The following is an 18,177-nucleotide window of genomic DNA, read 5'->3' on the forward strand; positions in this document are numbered from 1 at the left end:
TGCACGCCTGCACGCGACGATTCATACGCAGACGATATACAGGCCCCGGTTTTGCAGCCAGCGCTACCCGGGACAACTCACGACAAACTGACTTCAAGGGAGCCTCTTGGCAACGGATTGTGGGCCTTGGCCACACGCTTTTCCCTCTGTCTGTCACTTCCAGGTCACGGTTCAAATCGCAGTCGAATTCTGTCGTCATGCGAACGGCTTACAGCGTCACCGTGCCGTCGCGCGAACCTCCGTTCGCATCAGGCTCAGTGCGTCTCCTCACCGCTTTTCCCGCCATGTCCGGGAACCCCGGCCTCGTCGAGTTTTCGGTAGAGCGTGGACCGACCGATTTTGAGGCGGCGGGCGACCTCGGACATCTGCCCGCGATAATGCGAGATCGCGAAGCGGATGATCTCGTTCTCCATGTCCTCCAGCGGGCGGACGTCGCCGGTCGCGGTGAGCATGGGAAGAGTTCCCACCGAGGGAAGCGGTGCAATCGGTATTTCGCTACCCGACGACACGACCGAAGGCGCCGCGATCGGCTCGAGCATCAGCGGCGCGGTCGGAATGTCGGTCGCGGGATGCGGCTGCGAGGTGAGCAGGGGGAAGTCGGCAAGGTCAAGCCGGTCGCCCTCGCTCATCACCACCGCGCGGTAGACCGCGTTTTCGAGCTGGCGGATGTTGCCGGGCCAGTCGAGCTGGGCGAGGTGCGCCACGGCCTCGCCGCTGATGCCGGTGATGTGGCGGTTCTCCTCGGCGGCAAAGCGCGCCAGGAAATGCCGGAGCAGATGCGGGATGTCCTCGCGCCGGGTCCGCAGCGAGGGGATCGTCAGCGGCAGCACGTGCAGGCGATAGAACAGGTCTTCGCGGAAATGGCCCTGCTTCACCCGTTCCAGCAGCCTGCGGTTGGTTGCCGAGATGATGCGGACGTCGACCTTCACGGGCTTGCGGCCGCCGACGGCCTCGACCGCGCCCTCCTGCAGCGCGCGGAGCAGCTTGACCTGTGCAGCCAGCGGCAGCTCGCTGACCTCGTCCAGAAACAGGGTGCCGCCATGGGCCTCGACGAACTTGCCGGTGTGGCGTTCGGTGGCGCCGGTGAAGGCGCCCTTCTCATGGCCGAACAGGATGGACTCGACGAGGTTGTCGGGGATCGCGCCGCAATTGACCGCGACGAACGGCTTGGCCTTGCGCTCGCCGCTGCCATGGATGGCGCGTGCGAACATCTCCTTGCCGACGCCGGACTCGCCCTCGATCAGCACGGGGATCGAGGAGTTCGCCGCCTTCTGCGCGGTGCGCATGACGCCCGCCATTGCTTCCGCGCGGGTGATGATGTCGGAGAAGGTCAGCCGGCCCTCGCGGCTGTGACGGATGCGCTGCAATTCGCCCTTGAGCGCGGAGGCGTTGAGCGCGTTGCGAAGCGAGACCTGGAGCCGCTCCATGCCGACCGGCTTGACCACGAAATCGGCAGCACCTGCACGCATCGCCGAGATCACGTTGTCGATGCCGCCATGGGCGGTCTGCACGATGACGGGCACGCTGAGGCCGGCTTCGCGGATCTTCGCCAGCACGCCCATGCCGTCGAGGCCGGGCATCACGAGATCGAGGATGACGCCGTCGATAGCAGGTGCATCGGGGGCGGTGAGGGCGGCGATCGCGGCGTCGCCGGAGTCCACGACGACCGTCTCATAGCCGCATTTCTGCACCATGTTCTCGATCAGCCGGCGGGCTACAGCGTCGTCGTCGGCGATCAAAATACTGGCAGCCATGGTGTTCCCCGCACGCTACTACTATCTGTCTCGAATCGGGGCACTCTGGCCGAAGCCGATTAACGCACTCTTAAACCTTGATGCCCCCGCCCGCCGTCGCGCTTGTTGAACACAGGTTTCCCACAGAATGACTTCGCGCTCCAAATCTGCCTTGAAGAAGCCCGCTCCCAGCAAACCCGCTCTCCGCAAGCCGAGCACCAGGAAATCCGCCGCCAAGAAATCCATCCTCAAGGCAAAGCCCTCCAAATCTTCACTCGCCAAGTCTTCACTCGCCAAGTCTTCACTCGCCAAGTCGTCACTTGCCAAGTCTTCACCCGCCAAGCCTGCGAGCAAGGCCGGCAGGCTTCCTGAATGGAACCTCGCCGATCTCTATTCCGGGATCGACGCGCCGGAAGTGGCGCGCGATCTCGAAAGGATGGATGCCGATTGCGTCGCGTTCGCGACCGACTACAAGGGCAAGCTCGCGACAGGGACAGCAAACGAAGATGGCGGAAAATGGCTCGCCGAGGCGGTGCGACGCTATGAGGCGATCGACGATCTCGCCGGCCGTCTCGGCTCCTATGCCGGCCTCGTCCATGCCGGCGACAGCGTTGATCCCAAGATTTCAAAGTTTTACGGCGATGTCTCCGAGCGGCTGACGGCGGCGTCCACCCATCTTCTGTTCTTCGCGCTCGAGCTCAACCGTGTCGATGACGATTTGTTGACCCGCGCGATGCAGGCGCCGGAGCTGGCGTATTACCGCCCCTGGATCGAGGATCTGCGCAAGGAGAAGCCCTATCAGCTCGACGACAAGCTCGAGCAGCTTTTCCTGGAGAAGGCGCAGACCGGCTATTCCGCCTTCAACCGGCTGTTCGACCAGACCATCTCCAGCCTGCGCTTCAAGGTCGGGCCTAAGGAGCTCGCGATCGAGCCGACGCTCAATTTGTTGCAGGACCGCGACGGCGCCAAGCGCAAGAGCGCGGCAGAGGCGCTGGCGAAGACCTTCAAGGCCAATGAGCGCACCTTCGCACTGATCACCAACACGCTGGCCAAGGACAAGGACATCTCCGACCGCTGGCGCGGCTTCAAGGATGTCGCGGATTCCCGCCACCTCAACAACCGCGTCGAGCGCGAGGTGGTGGATGCGCTGGTCGCCTCGGTGCGCGCGGCCTATCCAAGGCTGTCGCATCGCTATTACGCACTGAAGGCGAAGTGGTTCGGCAAGAAGCGGCTGGCCTATTGGGACCGCAACGCGCCGTTGCCGTTTGCGGCGACCGACGTCATCGGCTGGCCCGATGCCCGCAACATGGTGCTGACGGCCTATCGTGGCTTCTCGCCCAAAATGGCCGACATCGCCGAGCGCTTCTTCACCGACCGCTGGATCGACGCGCCGGTGCGTCCGGGCAAGGCGCCGGGCGCGTTCTCGCATCCCACCACGCCGTCGGCGCACCCCTATGTGCTGATGAACTACCAGGGCAAGCCGCGCGACGTGATGACGCTCGCCCATGAGCTCGGCCATGGCGTGCATCAGGTGCTGGCGGCCAAGAACGGCGCGCTGATGGCGCCGACGCCGCTGACGCTCGCGGAGACCGCGAGCGTGTTCGGCGAGATGCTCACCTTCAGGCGGCTCCTGGCACAGACCAGGAGCGCCAAGCAGCGCCAGGCGCTGCTCGCCGGCAAGGTGGAGGACATGATCAACACCGTGGTCCGGCAGATCGCCTTCTATTCCTTCGAGCGCGCGGTCCACACCGAGCGCAAGAACGGCGAGCTCACCGCGACGCGGCTCGGCGAGATCTGGCTGTCGGTACAGGGCGAGAGCCTGGGGCCGGCGATCGAGATCAAGGCCGGCTACGAGAACTACTGGATGTACATCCCGCACTTCATCCATTCGCCGTTCTACGTTTATGCCTATGCCTTCGGCGACTGCCTCGTGAACTCGCTCTACGCGGTCTACGAGAACGCGGCCGAGGGCTTTGCCGAGCGCTATCTCGACATGCTCGCCGCCGGCGGCACCAAGCATTACTCCGAGCTGCTGCGGCCGTTCGGGCTCGATGCCAAGGATCCCAAATTCTGGGACGGCGGCCTCTCGGTCATCGCCGGCATGATCGACGAGCTGGAGGCGATGGGCTGAGCGGCGCGGACGCTTCCCGCTAGTTGGTCGGGTTGGCCCTGCGGCCGAGGCTATTCTGCCCGGCCGCAGGTTCGTTCACGTCGGCGAAGGCGAGCATCGCGCCAAACCGGTCGGTCGCCGGCTTGTCGAAGCCGACCGCGCCCTCGAAGCTCGCGGGATTGCGAAAGGTGCCGAGCAGCATGTCCCAGATCGGCAGGTCGCCATAGTTGAAGGCGTGCACGTCACGCTGGTGATGGATGCAATGCGCCTCCGGCCGCTGGATGATGAAGCCGAGCCATTGCGGCGTGCGCACATTCATATGCTGGAAGTACCCGTAGAAGGCGGCGATGTAGCCGGTCGCGGCGGCTGCGACCGGATCGAGCCCGAGCACCAGCGTCGTGACCACGGATGCGATCGCAAAGAATGCGATCGTCTCCAGCGGATGGAACAGCGCCGCGCCCGACATGTCCATGCGCTGCGGGCTGTGATGGATCTGGTGGAATAGTCGCCACATCAGGGGAAAGGTGTGGGCGCTGCGGTGCCAGCCGTAATTGACGAGCGAGAGCACGGCATAACCGAGCACCGCGCCGCCGGCGACGCCAAGGCCGGTGAGGTCCATCAGCCTGTGCCGCTCCAGCCAGGCTTCCGGGATCAGTAATGGGGTCAACGTAGCAAGCAGGCCCTGCACGGTCAGGAAGCAGAAGCCCCTGAGCCGCCAATAGGGAATATCCGGGAATTGCCGCGCCGGGATCAGACGCTCGATTCCGAGCATCACGAGATAGGTCACCGGCACCAGCAGGCTGAACAGGTCAATCGCAGACATCGCCTCAGCTCCAACCTTACAGTGTAAGCCATACTTCACAATACAGCCTTTCGGTGTAAGGTTGCAAGCGGGTTCGATTCGGATGTCATGATCAAGAAAGCCAAAGCGCGCCGGAAAGCTCCGCCTGCGCCGCGCAAGCGTCGCGCCGCGGGCCACGGGGGCCGGGGACTGTCGCGCGAGCGGATTGCGGCCGTCGCGATGGCGCTGGTCGATCGCGACGGGTTGGCCCAATTCTCGACGCGCAGGCTCGGCGAGGAGCTCGGCTGCGAGGCCATGAGCATCTATCATCACTTCCCGAGCAAGGCGCACCTGATGGATGCGCTTGTAGACCTGATGCTTGCGGAGGCGCAGGTTGCGATGGAGCCGCAATGGGACTGGCGCGAGCGCCTGCGCCGAGCCGCCCACGGCTTCCGCGCCATGGCGCTGAAGCACCCTGCGTTCTTCCCGTTCTTCGCGGTGCATCGGCTCAACACGGCTGCCGGTGTCGCCTATATCGACGGCATCATCGGCATCCTGCGCGACGCCGGCTTTTCCGACCGCGAGGCGGCCATCTATTTCCGGGAACTCGGCTATTACCTCACGGGTGCGGCGCTTGATGAGACGGCGGGCTACGCCCGCGGTCCTTCCTCGGCCGAACCGGTCCCGGACGAAACCATCGCCGCGAACTTCAAGCATCTTGCGGCCGCTGCGCCGTATTTTCAGCCTGCGCATTTTGACGCGACGTTTGAGACCGGCCTCGAGATCCTGCTCGCCGGCATTGAACGTTCGAACCAGAGGCAAGACTAATCCTGTAGATACTTGATTGACTTTTTCAACCGCTGATTGCCGATTGCCTTTTATTGCTCGGGGGAGGCTCGCATGCCGGATCAGGGACAGGTCCCGCGACCTGGAGCGGCGCGGAACGCGGCAGCCTTCGAGGAGGAAACGCCCTGGTGCGAGAAGCATCAGCAGATCGTTCGCGACGAGATCGAGGCCATCAACACGCGCCGCGAAGAAGCCCGGCAGCTCGACCCCGACGGCATCGTCGCCTGCCAGATGCTCGACGTCGTCGGGCTCGCCTTGTCCGGCGGCGGCATCCGCTCCTCGGCCATGTGTCTCGGCGTGCTCCAGGCGCTGAACCACCACGATCTGATCAGGCGGATCGATTATCTCTCCACCGTATCGGGCGGCGGCTACATCGGCACCTCGCTCAGCACGACCATGACGGTGACAGGGCGTTTCGTATTCGGCGAGCGGCCGGCCGGGGACACCGTGACCGCCAGCGAGATCAGCGATACGCCCTCGGTCGGGCACATCAGGAATTATTCCAACTACCTGGTTCCGGCCGGCTTCCGCGATCTCCTGACCGGGATTGCAATCGTGGCGCGCGGCCTGATCGCCAATATCGGGTTGACGCTGCCGGCCGTGCTGCTGCTCGCCGCCGTCACCATCTGGTCGACGCCGCTCCGGAGCTGCCTGACCGTCGCGAACTTCTTCGGTGTCGATCTTGCCGACGGCGCTTCGCCGCAATGCGAGCTGCACCATTTCGGCTGGATCGCGGACCGTTTCGGCTTCACCTCGATCGGCGCGATCGTCGCGCTGGCGCTGCTTGCCTGCGGCGGAATTGCCTATCTGCGCTCACGGGCGGAGCGGGGCATCGGCCCAACCGTCTTCCTGACCTATGCCGCGGGCATCGCGTTCCTGCTCGGCATCGCGTGCGACTTCGCCCGCATCCTTCAGATCAGGAATTTCGCGCTGACGCTGGCAACGGCGATCATCGGCGTCGCCCTGTTCTTCGGCTGGGCGCTCAAGCAGTCGTTTGCAAGTCCCGAGAAACGCCAGGAGTTTCGCTCGCATTGGCCGACCGCCGGCGCGACCTTCCTGGTGCTGCTTGCCGTGATCGCGTTCTTCGAGTTCCAGCCCTTCATGCTGTCGCAGATGTTCGATGTCGTCGACAGCAACACGATCGGCGGGCCGGTCGGCGGCGTCGCCGTCACCTGGATCAAATCGCTCGCCGCAATTGCCGCGCCGATCGGCGTATTCGTCACTGCCTTCAGGCAGCAGTTCGCCGAATTCCTGAAGGGCAACAGCGTTTCTTCGCAATGGGGCTCGCTGGTGCTCGCGATCATCGCCAAGATCGCGCTGTGGATCGCTGGATTGGCGCTGCCGCTGATCATCTGGGTCGCCTATCTCTATCTGTCCTATTGGGGCATCGCCAACGATCCGATCGAAAAATGTCAGGCGCCCCTGACCGCGATTGCGCAGAAAGGCTGTCTCGCCGCCAACAAATCGACCGTGCCCGTGTCGGGAAACCTGTCGGGCAAGATCGAGTTTGACGCTGCTGCCAGCACCTTCACGGCCGAGATCACGCCAAGGCCCGCCGTAACGACGGCGGCGACGGACTGGTTGACGCCGGTATCCCACGTTCCGGCCTGGCTCGTATTTGCCGCGGGCAATGTCGCAAGACAATTCGATTGGACGGATCGAGGCTCCGGCTACGCGCACAGCCTGCCCGTGGTGATCCTGTATACGCTCGTCGGCATGTTGCTGTTTGCGATCTCCTGGTCGCTGACGCCGAATGCCAATTCGCTGCATCGCCTGTACCGCGATCGGCTGAGCAAGGCTTTCCTGTTCGACCCCGGCCGCTCGGCAGACGGCAATATCGCCCGCGCCGAGGCGAGCCTCGACCAGGGGCGCGATCTCAAGCCGCTCGATCGCATGAAGTTGAGCGAGCTCTTCGTGGTCGCCGACGATGGCGCCACGACGAACGATGGGCCGGCCGCGCCGAAGCTGCGGGCGCCCTATCATCTCATCAACACGGCGCTCAACATCCAGGGGTCGGACTTCGCCAACCGGCGCGGTCGCAATGCGGACTTCTTCGTCTTCTCGCCGCTCTATGTCGGCAGCGAGGCGACGCGCTACGCCAGGACCCCGGCGGTCGAGCGTCTGGAGCAAAGCCTCGACCTCGCCACCGCCATGGCGATCTCGGGGGCGGCGGCGTCGTCAAACATGGGCTCGAACTCGATCAGGGCGCTGACGCCGACGCTGGCGCTGTTGAACGTGCGGCTGGGCTACTGGCTGAGCAACCCGCGCTATGTCGGGGCCACCGCCCGGCCGCAGCGCCGCTCCACGCCGCTGTTCCTGTGGTCGGAAATCTCGGGCCGTCTCTACGAGAACAGTGACGGCGTCTATCTCACCGACGGCGGCCACATCGAAAATCTCGGCGTCTACGAGCTGCTCCGCCGGCGCTGCAAGGTGATCGTCGCGGTCGACGCGGAAGCCGACGCGCCGATGAATTTCTCCTCGCTGATGAAGCTCCAGCGCTATGCGCGCATCGACCTCGGCGTCCGGATCGATCTGCCCTGGACGCCGATCCGCGACCGCACGCGCGCCATCATGGCGGAGAATGCCGGGAAGTCCGCACAAGCATCCCCCGATACATCGGACGAGGCCGCGAAGGACCATGTTCACGTGGCGATCGGCATCATCGACTATGGCGGCGATGACAAGGGCTATCTCGTCTATATCAAGTCCTCGCTCTCCCGCGACGAGAACGACTACATCCTCGACTACGCGCGGCGTAACGACACCTTCCCCCACGAGACCACCGGCGATCAGTTCTTCTCGGAGGAGCAGTTCGAGGTCTATCGTGCATTGGGGTTCCACATGACCCATGGTTTCCTGGCCGGCGACCATTCCGTCGCGGTCGGTCCCGGCACGAATCCGCGCATGGCGCGATTTACCGAGGCGGGCGAGAAGGCGATCGACGCGGTCCGCGAGGCGCTCGGTCTTCCGGAACCCCGGCGACCGACCGCGAGCGCCGCCACCACGATGATCGACCAGGGCTGAGCGGCGCCAGAGCCGGATTCCCGGCAATCGGAATTCCAAATGACCTGATTTGCGGGAAAACCGCGCCTGCCTGCCGTTGCCCTGCCCGGCGGTTTGCGCTATTGCCAGCCGGGAATTCGACTTTCGACTGGGGACAATCCATGGCTGACCATAGCGAAGTGGCGTACACCACTGCCGACGGCAACGACTACGTTGCCCACGAGCAGACCTATGAGGGCTTCATCAAGCTGGTGAAATACGGCACGGCCTCGGTCGCGCTCATCGTGATCCTGATGGCGATCTTCCTCACCTGATCCATCGACTGCCGCACCGCCAGCGTCGTCGGTGCCCATAAAATTTGCATTCAAGCCGGATTGAAAACCGGTATCCAACGTTGCGGGAGTAACGCTAAGTTCGCGTGCGCGCTTTTTCCCGCGTCGCCGGAGGGCCTATGAAGATCGCCGTTGCCAAGGAAATCGATCCGTCGGAGCCGCGCGTTGCCGCTTCGCCTGATACGGTGAAGAAGTTCAAAGCGCTCGGCGCCGAGATCGCCGTCGAGCCGGGCGCCGGCCTCAAATCAGGGCTGCCGGATTCCGAGTTCACCGCGGTCGGCGCCACCGTCAGCGCCGATGCGTTGAAGGACGCCGACATCATCATCAAGGTGAAGCGCCCCGAGGCGTCGGAGCTTGCGCAGTACAAGCGTGGGGCGCTCGTCATCGCCATCATGGATCCCTACGGTAACGATGCCGCGCTGAAGGCGATGGCCGATGCCGGCGTTTCCGCCTTCGCGATGGAATTGATGCCGCGCATCACGCGCGCGCAGGTGATGGACGTGCTGTCCTCGCAGGCCAACCTCGCCGGCTACCGTGCCGTGATCGAGGGCGCCGAAGCCTTCGGCCGCGCCTTCCCGATGATGATGACCGCGGCCGGCACCGTGCCCGCCGCCAAGGTGTTCGTGATGGGCGTCGGCGTCGCCGGTCTTCAGGCGATCGCGACCGCGCGCCGTCTCGGCGCCATCGTCACCGCGACCGACGTGCGGCCCGCGACGAAAGAGCAGGTCGAATCGCTCGGCGCAAAATTCCTCGCCGTCGAGGACGAGGAGTTCAAGAACGCGCAGACCGCCGGCGGCTACGCCAAGGAAATGTCGAAAGAGTACCAGGCCAAGCAGGCCGCGCTCACTGCCGAGCACATCAAGAAGCAGGACATCGTGATCACCACGGCGCTGATTCCGGGCCGGCCGGCGCCCAAGCTCGTCTCGGGCGAGATGGTCAAGTCGATGAAGCCCGGCTCGGTGCTGGTCGATCTCGCGGTCGAGCGCGGCGGCAATGTCGAGGGCGCGAAGCCGGGCGAGGTCGTCGACCTCGATGGCATCAAGATCGTCGGCTACACCAACGTGGCCGGCCGCGTCGCGGCATCCGCCTCCAGCCTCTATGCGCGCAACCTGTTCAATTTCATCGAGACCATGGTCGACAAGGGCAGCAAGGCCCTTGCCGTGAACTGGGACGACGAACTGGTCAAGGCCACCGCGCTGACCAGGGACGGCGCCGTCATCCACCCGAACTTCCAGCCGAAGGTCTAAGGAGAACCGCCATGGAGCATGCAGCACAGGTCGTCGACCCCTTCGTCTTCCGGCTGTCGATCTTCGTCCTCGCCGTCTTCGTCGGCTATTTCGTGGTGTGGTCGGTGACGCCGGCGCTGCATACGCCGCTGATGAGCGTGACCAACGCGATCTCCTCGGTGATCGTGGTCGGCGCGCTGCTCGCCGGCGGCGTCGCGAACGTCTCGAGCGGCTCGGGCTGGGCACGCGCCTTCGGCTTCGTGGCGCTGGTCTTCGCCTGCGTGAACATTTTTGGCGGCTTCCTTGTCACCCAGCGCATGCTGGCGATGTACAAGAAGAAGTCGAAGTAAGCGGCCACCTCGGGCTGAAGGGATCAATGGGGACCTGAGATGAACGCCAATCTCTCTGCATTCTTGTATCTCGTGGCGGGGGTGCTGTTCATCCTATCGCTGCGGGGATTGTCGAGCCCGGCCTCTTCGCGCCAGGGCAATTTGTTCGGCATGATCGGCATGGCGATCGCGGTCGCCACCACGCTCGCCAACCATCCGCCGGCCGATGGCCTGGCCTGGGTGCTCGTCATCGTCGGCATCGCCATCGGCGGCGCCATCGGCGCGGTCATCGCGCGCCGCGTGCCGATGACCTCGATGCCGGAACTGGTCGCCGCCTTCCACTCGCTGGTCGGCATGGCCGCGGTGCTGGTCGCCGCCGGCGCGTTCTACGCGCCCGAGGCCTTCGACATCGGCACGCCCGGCAACATCCATGCGCAGAGCCTGGTCGAGATGTCGCTCGGCGTCGCCATCGGCGCGCTGACCTTCACCGGTTCGGTGATCGCGTTCCTCAAGCTGTCCGCGCGGATGAGCGGCGCACCGATCATCCTGCCGTTCCGCCACATCATCAACATCGCGCTCGCCGTGGCGCTGGTGTTCTTCATCGTCGGTCTCGTCCTGACCGGCAGCGCGTTCGACTTCTGGATGATCGTCATCCTGGCGCTGGCGCTCGGCGTGCTCATGATCATCCCGATCGGCGGCGCCGACATGCCGGTCGTGATCTCGATGCTGAATTCCTACTCCGGCTGGGCCGCGGCCGGCATCGGCTTCACCCTCGGCAACTCCGCGCTGATCATCACCGGCGCGCTGGTCGGCTCCTCGGGCGCGATCCTGTCCTACATCATGTGTCACGCGATGAACCGGTCCTTCATCTCGGTCATCCTCGGCGGCTTCGGCGGCGAGACCGCCGCGGCCGGCGGGGCGACAGGCGAGCAGAAGCCCGCCAAGCTCGGCTCGGCGGACGATGCCGCCTTCATCATGAAGAACGCCTCCAAGGTCATCATCGTGCCGGGCTACGGCATGGCGGTGGCGCAGGCCCAGCACGCGCTGCGCGAAATGGCCGACATGCTGAAGAAGGAAGGCGTCGAGGTGAAGTACGCCATTCACCCCGTCGCCGGTCGCATGCCCGGCCACATGAACGTGCTGCTGGCCGAAGCCAACGTGCCTTATGACGAGGTGTTCGAGCTCGAGGACATCAACTCCGAATTCGCGCAGGCCGACATCGCCTTCGTGATCGGCGCCAACGACGTCACCAACCCGGCCGCGGAAGAGGACAAGACCTCGCCGATCTACGGCATGCCGGTGCTCCAGGTCTGGAAGGCCGGCACCGTGATGTTCATCAAGCGCTCGCTCGCCTCGGGCTATGCCGGCATCGACAATCCGCTGTTCTATCGCGACAACACCATGATGCTGCTCGGCGACGCCAAGAAGGTCACCGAGAACATCGTCAAGGCGATGTAGCGCGCGAAGGAAGTGGGACCGTGGCCATCAACAAGGAATGGCACCGGTCCCATCGCATGCCGCCCAAAGCGACGCGCGGGCAGCGCGTCAAATGGCACGCCGCGCATGCGGCGGCGTGCGGCTGCCGCGACGTCCCCGCGAGCATCCGGCTCGACGTCATGAAATTGCTGCGGAGCCGGCGCAAGCCCTGAGCCGGAGACCGGCCGCATCATCATGACCATAGTCAAGTGGATCGCCATCCTGCTCGCGGCCGTCTATTGCGCCGGTCTCGTCGTGCTGTATGTCCGGCAGCGCGAGATGCTGTTTCCGATCCCGCCCGTCGGTCGCACCGCTCCGGATGCCGCAGGCCTGCCCGAGGCGGAAGAGCATGTCCTGACCACGTCCGATGGCGAGAAGGTCATCGTCTGGCACGTGCCGGCCAGGCCCGGCCGCCCCGTGATCCTGTATTTCCCTGGTAATGGTGATTCTCTCGCAGGCTGTGTGAGCCGCTTCAAGGCGATGACGGCAGACGGCACCGGCCTCGTCGCGCTGTCCTATCGCGGCTATGCCGGCTCCTCCGGCGCGCCGAGCGAGGAGGGTCTGCTGCGCGATGCGGCAGCGGCTTACGCCTTCACCACGGCGCGCTACGCGGCGGAACGAATCGTCGTCTGGGGCTTTTCGCTCGGAACGGGCGTTGCGGTCGCCATCGCCTCCGAACATCCGGTCCGCAAACTGATCCTGGAGGCGCCATACACGTCGGCGGTCGATGTCGCCGCCTCGCTGTACCGCTTCGCTCCCGTTCGCCTCCTGATGCGCGATCAGTTTCGCTCCGACGAGCGGATTGCGCGCGTCACGGTGCCGCTATTGGTGATGCATGGCACCAATGACCTTGCCATTCCGATCGGGTTCGGAGAGCGTCTGTTCGCGCTCGCGCATGAACCGAAGCAGTTCGTTCGCTTGGCGGGCGGCGGACACGACAACCTTGATGCTTTCGGTGCGATCGAAACAGCAAAGCGCTTCATTGCTTCCTAGACGGCTCGTGACGCTGCGCGGCGGCGTGCCCGCCGCCGCGATCCTGGCGATGTTGCCGCAGCCCGCATGGGCGGCGGCAGGGCTCGACGGCGCGGCGATGCGCTGGCCCTATGCGCTGCCCTTTGCCGGCCTCCTGCTGTCGATCGCGCTCGGGCCGCTGCTGTTTGCAAAATTCTGGCACCATCATTACGGCAAGATCGCCGCGGCCTGGTCGCTGCTGGCGCTCGGCTCGCTGGTCTGGCTCGCAGGAGGCATGGCGACGCTGGCCGCACTGGTCCATGCCATGCTTGCCGAATATCTCGGCTTCATCGTGCTGCTGTTCTCGCTCTATGTCGTGGCCGGGGGCATTCTCATCACGGGCGACATCAGGCCTACGCCGTCGGCCAATACCGGCATCCTCGCGCTCGGCACGCTCATGGCGAGCATCGTCGGCACCACGGGTGCCGCCATGATCCTGATCCGTCCGCTGATCCGCGCCAACCGGCCGCGGCGCCACAACGCCCACGTCGTGGTCTTCTTCATCATCCTGGTCGCCAATGTCGGCGGTGCGCTGAGCCCGCTCGGCGATCCCCCGCTGTTCGTCGGCTTCCTGCACGGCGTCGACTTCTTCTGGACCACCCGGACCATCTGGCTGCAGACGGCGATCGTTGCCGGATTGTTGCTGGCGATCTTCGTCGTCATCGACGTCTGGCGCTTCCGTAGCGAGCCGGTGCGGGGAGACGCCGGCCCCGCGAAGCCGCTGCGGATTCGCGGCCTCATCAACCTCGTGCTGATCGCCGCCATCGTCGCGAGCCTGCTGGCCTCCGCGATGTGGAAGCCCGGCATAGCCTTCGACATTCTCGGAACGAAGCTGGAGCTGGAAGACATCGCCCGCAATGTCGCGCTGCTCGCCATTGCCGCCCTGTCGGTGTGGCTGACGCCGGAGGAGCACAGGCTGGCCAACGGCTTCACCTGGGAGCCGATCCGCGAAGTCGCAAAGCTGTTCGCGGGCATCTTTGTCGCCATCATCCCGGTCATTGCCATGCTCGATGCCGGGCATCACGGCGCCTTCGCCTGGCTTTTGTCCGCCGTCACGGCACCGGACGGAACGCCGCGCGAGGTCGCCTATTTCTGGTTCACGGGCATGATGTCGGCGTTCCTCGACAATGCGCCGACCTACCTGCTGTTCTTCGAGCTCGCCGGCGGCGACCCGCAGGTGCTGATGCATACGCTCTCGGGCACGCTCGCCTCCATCTCCATGGGCGCGGTCTACATGGGGGCGCTCACCTATATCGGCAATGCGCCGAACTTCATGGTCGCCAGCATCGCCAGCGAGAACGGCGTCGAGATGCCGAGCTTTTTCGGCTATTTCCTGCGCGCCGGCGCCGTGCTGATCCCGCTGTTCCTGCTGCTGACCGTGCTGCCGGTCGCGCCGTTCCTGCACTGGCATTGAATCTGCGGGCTTGCTACTGCTCGGCTGACAATTGGAGCCGGTGGATGAGCGCGCATAATCCGATGCCCCGGTCGGCCTGGATATTTCCGGCGCTGGCCGTGCTGATGTTCGCGGCCGTCAGTGCGACGGGCTACGTCTTCACGCTCTCGCTGGGCGGGCTCGTCTTCGCCGTCGTCCTTCTGGTCATCCTGTTCGGCACGGTGTTTGCCGCCGTTCATCATGCCGAAGTGATCGCCGAGCGGGTTGGCGAGCCCTATGGCACGCTGGTGCTGACGCTCTCGGTGACGATCATCGAGGTGGCCCTGATCACCACGATCATGCTGGGCGACAAGCCGGCGCCGGAACTGGCGCGCGACACCGTGTTCGCCGTCGTCATGATCGTCTGCAACGGCCTCGTCGGGCTCTGCATCTTTATCGGCGGCCTGCGCTATCGCGAGCAGGGGTTTCAGCTCTCCGGGGCCAACGTCTATCTCAGCGTCCTCTTCGCACTCGCGACCATCACGCTGATCATGCCGAATTACACGACCACCACGCCGGGCCCAGTCTATTCGGCGGTTCAGCTCGGCTTCGTCGATGTGGTGACGCTCGCGCTCTATGCGGTGTTTCTCTACACCCAGACCGTCCTGCACAAGGACTACTTCGTTCATGAACGGGCGAAGGGCGAGGGCGGCGAGGCGCACCTGTCGGTCGGGGCGCTTGCGCTCACCGTGGGGCTGCTCCTGGTCTCGCTCCTGGCAGTCGTGCTGCTGGCCAAGAAGTTCTCGCTCGTGGTCGATGCCGTGGCCGCTAGGATCGGCGCGCCGCCGGCCTTCGCCGGGCTTCTGGTCGCACTCCTGATCCTGATGCCTGAAGGTGTCTCGGCCATCGCGGCGGCCCGCAAGAACGATCTCCAGAAGAGCATCAACCTGGCGCTGGGCTCCTCGCTCGCGACCATCGGCCTCACCATCCCGGCCGTCGGCATCGCCACCTACGCCTTCGACAAGGAGCTCGAGCTCGGCCTCAGCGGCCAGGGCAGCGTCCTTTTGCTCCTGACCTTCTTTTTGAGCATGCTGACCTTCGGCACGGGCAGGACCAATGTCCTGTTCGGCCTGGTCCATATGGTGGTATTTGCCGTCTACGTGTTCATGGTTTTCGTGCCCTGAAGCGATTCTCCAGGAGATTTCCGATGCTTGCCGCCAAGTCCGAGGTTCAGATCGACAACGAAGAGGTCCGGGTGACCGAATGGCGGCTCGCCCCGGGCAGCGCGACCGGGCACCACACCCACGGGATGGACTATGTGATTGTTCCCGTCGTTGCCGCCGAAATGACCATCGTGGCACCCGGCGGCGAGCGCTCCAAGGCGCAGCTTGCGGCCGGAAAATCCTACTTTCGCAAGGCCGGCGTCCAACACGACGTACTTAACGAAACCTCAACTGAGATCGTGTTCCTTGAGATCGAGCTGAAGCCGTAAGTCTGGCTTACCGTTTGCCATCGATCCGTCGCAGTTGATCCCTTACAATGCCCCAAAGTTCCCGCATCAGATCGCGCGGGGAGTGGCCGAGAAATGCTGAAATACCTCGCTAAAATCTCGATGGATATTTTCCCCTCGGTGCTCGCGACGATCATCGGGGCGTACATCGTTAACCACTACATCAACGCCAAGCCGGCGGCCGATACCCCTGCGGCCGTGGTGGCACCTGCCGAGGCCGGCAAGAACGGCAAGCCCGCCGACGTCGCCAACCTGCCGGCGCCCGGCGTCAAGGCCAAGGGCGTCTCCGAAAAGAGCGTTTCCGAGAAGAGTGCGACGGAGAAGGCTGCGGCCGACAAGCCTGAGACCAAGGCTGCGGACGTCGCTCCCGCCGACACCGCCTCGCATGGCCGCCCCCCGGCGCGCGAGAAGGCGGCCGCGAAGTCGATCCCGGCAGCTACCGCCCCGGTGGTGGAGGCCAATTCTGCGCCGGCCGCGGCGTCCCCGGCTGCGACCCCCGACGCCAACGATCTGGCGCGTGCCGCCATCGAGCGTCTTCGCAAGTCGCCTGAGGGCAAGGCTGCCGAAAAGGCTGCCGAAGCCAAAGCCGCCGAGACCAAGCCGGTCGAGCGGACCCCCGAGCCCGCGGTTCGCGAAGCCACCCGCGTCCCCGAGGCCCCGCGTGTCGTCACGACGGAGCCGTCCGCGGTCCGTCCGCTGCCGCCGCCGATCACGGTGTCCACGCCCTCAACCGAGGCGTATGGCAATGGCGGTTCGTCGCCGTCCTACACGGCCTCGGTCGGCAATGACGACCCGAACCGGATCACGCCTCCGGCTGACATTCCCGTGCCGGTGATCGCGCCGCCGCTCGACCTGCGTGCCGATGCCGGCGCAACCATGCCCCGGCCGAAGAAGACCAACGTCGCGGACGAGATGCTGTCTGGCATGAAGTCGATGTTCCACTCCGTCTTGCCGAAGAGCTCCACCCCCGATTAGGGTGGTGGCTTAGAGCGTTTTCGGGCGAAGTGGACCACCGGTCCGCGTGAAGAAAACCCCTCAAACCGAGATCCCACGGGGTCTGATCCAGTCAGAACCGAAGCGATAGCTGCTTGTCAGCCGCCGACGCGGGCGAGGCCGCTGCGGGCGGCATCGTCGCGTGGACGAAGTGCGACCGCCTTGGTGTAGGAGGCCGCCGCCTTGGCCTTGTCGCCCAGCCGCTCATAGGCCTGCCCCCGCGCGGTCCAGACCTGGGCGTTGTGCGGATCGGCCTCGGAAGCCTCGTCGAGATCGGCCGCAGCCTCCCTGATCTTGCCGAGGGCGAGATGGCTGATGGCGCGGCCGAGCAGCGGCTCGGCCTTTTGCGGGTTGAGCCCGCTCGCGGCGGTGAAATCGGCGATGGCGAAATTGTGCTCGTTATTGCCCTGATAGATCAACGCGCGGCCATAGAGCGCCTGCGCGTTGTAGGGATCCAGCCCGACCGCGCGATTGAATTCGTCCAGCGCTGCTGCCGTCTCGCCTGACTTGGCCAGGGTCTGGGCCTTTGCGGTGCGGGCCTGGGCCTCAGTGACGTTGCCGGGGCTGACCGCGCTCTCCGTGGCGACCGCCGGCTTGGGCGCCTCCTGCGGCTTTTCCTTCTCCGGCATCAGCGATCCCAGATCGAAGGAGCAGCCGCACAGTGCGATCCCCATCAAGGCCAGCGCGAGCGGCTGCCGCCAGATCTGGCGCAGTCGCGCCAAGCCACGCTCGGGGAAAGGGGAGGCCATCTACGGTTCGCTCGCGCTAGAGCATGATCCGGAAAAGTGTGCCGCGGTTTTCCGAAAAGATCATGCTCAAACAACAATCTAAAGCGCGATGACCAACCTCATCGCGCTTTAGCGCCGCATCGGTAGTGCCCCTTCCCAGAAAGGCACCGCTCACAAACAATAACGCGGGCCAGCGGCCCGCGTTATCGAAAACTGAGGTCTTAAAAACTCGGCAAATCAGCGCGGTCCGCGCGGACCTGCACCCGGGCCGCCACGGCCGCCGCGCTCACCACCGGGGCCAGCGCCGAACACCGGCTTCGGCTTCATCGGCAGCAGGCCTTCACGCTGGAGCTTCTTGCGGGCCAGCTTGCGCGCGCGGCGCACGGCTTCGGCCTTTTCGCGAGCCTTCTTCTCAGAGGGCTTTTCGTAGTGACCGCGGAGCTTCATCTCGCGGAAAATACCCTCGCGCTGCATCTTCTTCTTCAGCGCCTTGAGGGCTTGATCGACATTGTTATCGCGAACGAGAACCTGCACGCGGCATCCTCTTCAGTGGACAGGATTTGAATTCTGGTAAGCCAAAGGGGATGGCAAAACGCACAAGCCCTTAGCCTTGAGCGCGCGGATGTATCAGACAAAACCCTGGATGTCCACCTGCCAAGCGGGGTTTCGGGCCAAGTTCAGCCATTAAATAAGGCGAAAAGACCTCTGTGTGGCCCCGATTTGGGAG

17 protein-coding genes are annotated in these 18,177 nt (G+C 64.8%); 13 read left to right on the top strand and 4 right to left on the bottom strand.

Features of this window, described 5'->3' with window-relative positions; all coding sequences use genetic code 11:
- Window positions 1–254 precede the first annotated feature (254 nt).
- Window positions 255–1,754 (bottom strand): sigma-54-dependent transcriptional regulator, encoded by a 1,500-nt coding sequence (locus XI08_RS43255; RefSeq protein ID WP_271579093.1) that lies wholly within the window; start codon window positions 1,752–1,754, stop codon window positions 255–257.
- Between the two features lie 127 nt (window positions 1,755–1,881).
- On the opposite strand from XI08_RS43255, the gene XI08_RS43260 reads away from it, so the two are divergent.
- On the top strand, window positions 1,882–3,864 hold the full coding sequence (locus XI08_RS43260; RefSeq protein WP_271579094.1) for a M3 family oligoendopeptidase: 1,983 nt from the start codon (window positions 1,882–1,884) through the stop codon (window positions 3,862–3,864).
- 19 nt (window positions 3,865–3,883) lie between these two features.
- Here the strand turns inward: XI08_RS43260 and XI08_RS43265 are convergent, their stop codons facing one another.
- Window positions 3,884–4,666: a sterol desaturase family protein gene (locus XI08_RS43265; RefSeq protein ID WP_271579095.1), complete on the bottom strand. Its 783-nt coding sequence runs from the start codon at window positions 4,664–4,666 to the stop codon at window positions 3,884–3,886.
- Between the two features lie 87 nt (window positions 4,667–4,753).
- Here XI08_RS43265 and XI08_RS43270 point away from each other — a divergent pair, with 87 nt between their 5' ends.
- The 12 genes from XI08_RS43270 to XI08_RS43325 all read left to right on the top strand — a co-directional run bounded on the left by XI08_RS43270 (window position 4,754) and on the right by XI08_RS43325 (window position 16,704).
- Window positions 4,754–5,452, top strand: coding sequence for a TetR/AcrR family transcriptional regulator (locus XI08_RS43270; protein ID WP_049823589.1), 699 nt, complete (start codon window positions 4,754–4,756; stop codon window positions 5,450–5,452).
- Between the two features lie 72 nt (window positions 5,453–5,524).
- Entirely contained in the window at window positions 5,525–8,494 is a 2,970-nt protein-coding gene (locus tag XI08_RS43275) for a patatin-like phospholipase family protein (protein WP_271579096.1), read from the top strand.
- Between the two features lie 140 nt (window positions 8,495–8,634).
- On the top strand, window positions 8,635–8,787 hold the full coding sequence (locus XI08_RS43280) for an aa3-type cytochrome c oxidase subunit IV (protein ID WP_008136857.1): 153 nt from the start codon (window positions 8,635–8,637) through the stop codon (window positions 8,785–8,787).
- A gap of 137 nt (window positions 8,788–8,924) precedes the next feature.
- Window positions 8,925–10,052 (top strand): Re/Si-specific NAD(P)(+) transhydrogenase subunit alpha, encoded by a 1,128-nt coding sequence (locus tag XI08_RS43285; protein WP_271579097.1) that lies wholly within the window; start codon window positions 8,925–8,927, stop codon window positions 10,050–10,052.
- 11 nt (window positions 10,053–10,063) lie between these two features.
- The gene (locus tag XI08_RS43290) at window positions 10,064–10,381 is read left to right on the top strand and encodes a proton-translocating transhydrogenase family protein (protein WP_271579098.1); all 318 of its coding nucleotides are present in this window, start codon (window positions 10,064–10,066) and stop codon (window positions 10,379–10,381) included.
- A 39-nt stretch (window positions 10,382–10,420) separates the two neighbouring features.
- Window positions 10,421–11,818, top strand: coding sequence for an NAD(P)(+) transhydrogenase (Re/Si-specific) subunit beta (locus XI08_RS43295; protein ID WP_271579099.1), 1,398 nt, complete (start codon window positions 10,421–10,423; stop codon window positions 11,816–11,818).
- Between the two features lie 20 nt (window positions 11,819–11,838).
- Entirely contained in the window at window positions 11,839–12,009 is a 171-nt protein-coding gene (locus XI08_RS43300; protein WP_271579100.1) for a hypothetical protein, read from the top strand.
- A gap of 22 nt (window positions 12,010–12,031) precedes the next feature.
- The gene (locus XI08_RS43305; protein WP_271579101.1) at window positions 12,032–12,829 is read left to right on the top strand and encodes an alpha/beta hydrolase; all 798 of its coding nucleotides are present in this window, start codon (window positions 12,032–12,034) and stop codon (window positions 12,827–12,829) included.
- On the top strand, window positions 12,783–14,261 hold the full coding sequence (locus tag XI08_RS43310) for a sodium:proton antiporter (RefSeq protein ID WP_271579102.1): 1,479 nt from the start codon (window positions 12,783–12,785) through the stop codon (window positions 14,259–14,261). Before XI08_RS43305 ends, XI08_RS43310 begins: the two co-directional genes overlap by 47 nt.
- 44 nt (window positions 14,262–14,305) lie before the next feature.
- Window positions 14,306–15,403, top strand: a complete 1,098-nt coding sequence (locus XI08_RS43315; protein ID WP_271579103.1) for a calcium:proton antiporter — start codon at window positions 14,306–14,308, stop codon at window positions 15,401–15,403.
- Window positions 15,404–15,426: 23 nt separating this feature from the next.
- A complete protein-coding gene (locus XI08_RS43320) occupies window positions 15,427–15,711 on the top strand; it encodes a cupin domain-containing protein (protein WP_027545550.1) in 285 nt (94 codons plus the stop codon).
- A 93-nt stretch (window positions 15,712–15,804) separates the two neighbouring features.
- Window positions 15,805–16,704, top strand: a complete 900-nt coding sequence (locus tag XI08_RS43325) for a hypothetical protein (RefSeq protein WP_271579104.1) — start codon at window positions 15,805–15,807, stop codon at window positions 16,702–16,704.
- Between the two features lie 116 nt (window positions 16,705–16,820).
- Here XI08_RS43325 and XI08_RS43330 read toward each other — a convergent pair whose 3' ends face one another.
- Together XI08_RS43330 and rpsU are read right to left on the bottom strand one after the other, a co-directional pair.
- Window positions 16,821–17,471, bottom strand: coding sequence for a tetratricopeptide repeat protein (locus XI08_RS43330; protein WP_271579105.1), 651 nt, complete (start codon window positions 17,469–17,471; stop codon window positions 16,821–16,823).
- Window positions 17,472–17,687: 216 nt separating this feature from the next.
- Window positions 17,688–17,984 (bottom strand): 30S ribosomal protein S21, encoded by a 297-nt coding sequence (gene rpsU, locus XI08_RS43335; protein WP_027545547.1) that lies wholly within the window; start codon window positions 17,982–17,984, stop codon window positions 17,688–17,690.
- Between the last annotated feature and the right edge of the window lie 193 nt (window positions 17,985–18,177).

The organism is Bradyrhizobium sp. CCBAU 11361, from assembly GCF_028128935.1.
GTDB classification, from domain to species: Bacteria; Pseudomonadota; Alphaproteobacteria; order Rhizobiales; family Xanthobacteraceae; genus Bradyrhizobium; species Bradyrhizobium niftali.

Coding starts and splice junctions, on each gene's coding strand:
- XI08_RS43255 (WP_271579093.1), bottom strand. CDS start 1,754: ATGGCTGCCAGTATTTTGATCGCCGACGACGACGCTGTAGCCCGCCGG.
- XI08_RS43260 (WP_271579094.1), top strand. CDS start 1,882: ATGACTTCGCGCTCCAAATCTGCCTTGAAGAAGCCCGCTCCCAGCAAA.
- XI08_RS43265 (WP_271579095.1), bottom strand. CDS start 4,666: ATGTCTGCGATTGACCTGTTCAGCCTGCTGGTGCCGGTGACCTATCTC.
- XI08_RS43270 (WP_049823589.1), top strand. CDS start 4,754: ATGATCAAGAAAGCCAAAGCGCGCCGGAAAGCTCCGCCTGCGCCGCGC.
- XI08_RS43275 (WP_271579096.1), top strand. CDS start 5,525: ATGCCGGATCAGGGACAGGTCCCGCGACCTGGAGCGGCGCGGAACGCG.
- XI08_RS43280 (WP_008136857.1), top strand. CDS start 8,635: ATGGCTGACCATAGCGAAGTGGCGTACACCACTGCCGACGGCAACGAC.
- XI08_RS43285 (WP_271579097.1), top strand. CDS start 8,925: ATGAAGATCGCCGTTGCCAAGGAAATCGATCCGTCGGAGCCGCGCGTT.
- XI08_RS43290 (WP_271579098.1), top strand. CDS start 10,064: ATGGAGCATGCAGCACAGGTCGTCGACCCCTTCGTCTTCCGGCTGTCG.
- XI08_RS43295 (WP_271579099.1), top strand. CDS start 10,421: ATGAACGCCAATCTCTCTGCATTCTTGTATCTCGTGGCGGGGGTGCTG.
- XI08_RS43305 (WP_271579101.1), top strand. CDS start 12,032: ATGACCATAGTCAAGTGGATCGCCATCCTGCTCGCGGCCGTCTATTGC.
- XI08_RS43310 (WP_271579102.1), top strand. CDS start 12,783: ATGCTTTCGGTGCGATCGAAACAGCAAAGCGCTTCATTGCTTCCTAGA.
- XI08_RS43315 (WP_271579103.1), top strand. CDS start 14,306: ATGAGCGCGCATAATCCGATGCCCCGGTCGGCCTGGATATTTCCGGCG.
- XI08_RS43320 (WP_027545550.1), top strand. CDS start 15,427: ATGCTTGCCGCCAAGTCCGAGGTTCAGATCGACAACGAAGAGGTCCGG.
- XI08_RS43325 (WP_271579104.1), top strand. CDS start 15,805: ATGCTGAAATACCTCGCTAAAATCTCGATGGATATTTTCCCCTCGGTG.
- XI08_RS43330 (WP_271579105.1), bottom strand. CDS start 17,471: ATGGCCTCCCCTTTCCCCGAGCGTGGCTTGGCGCGACTGCGCCAGATC.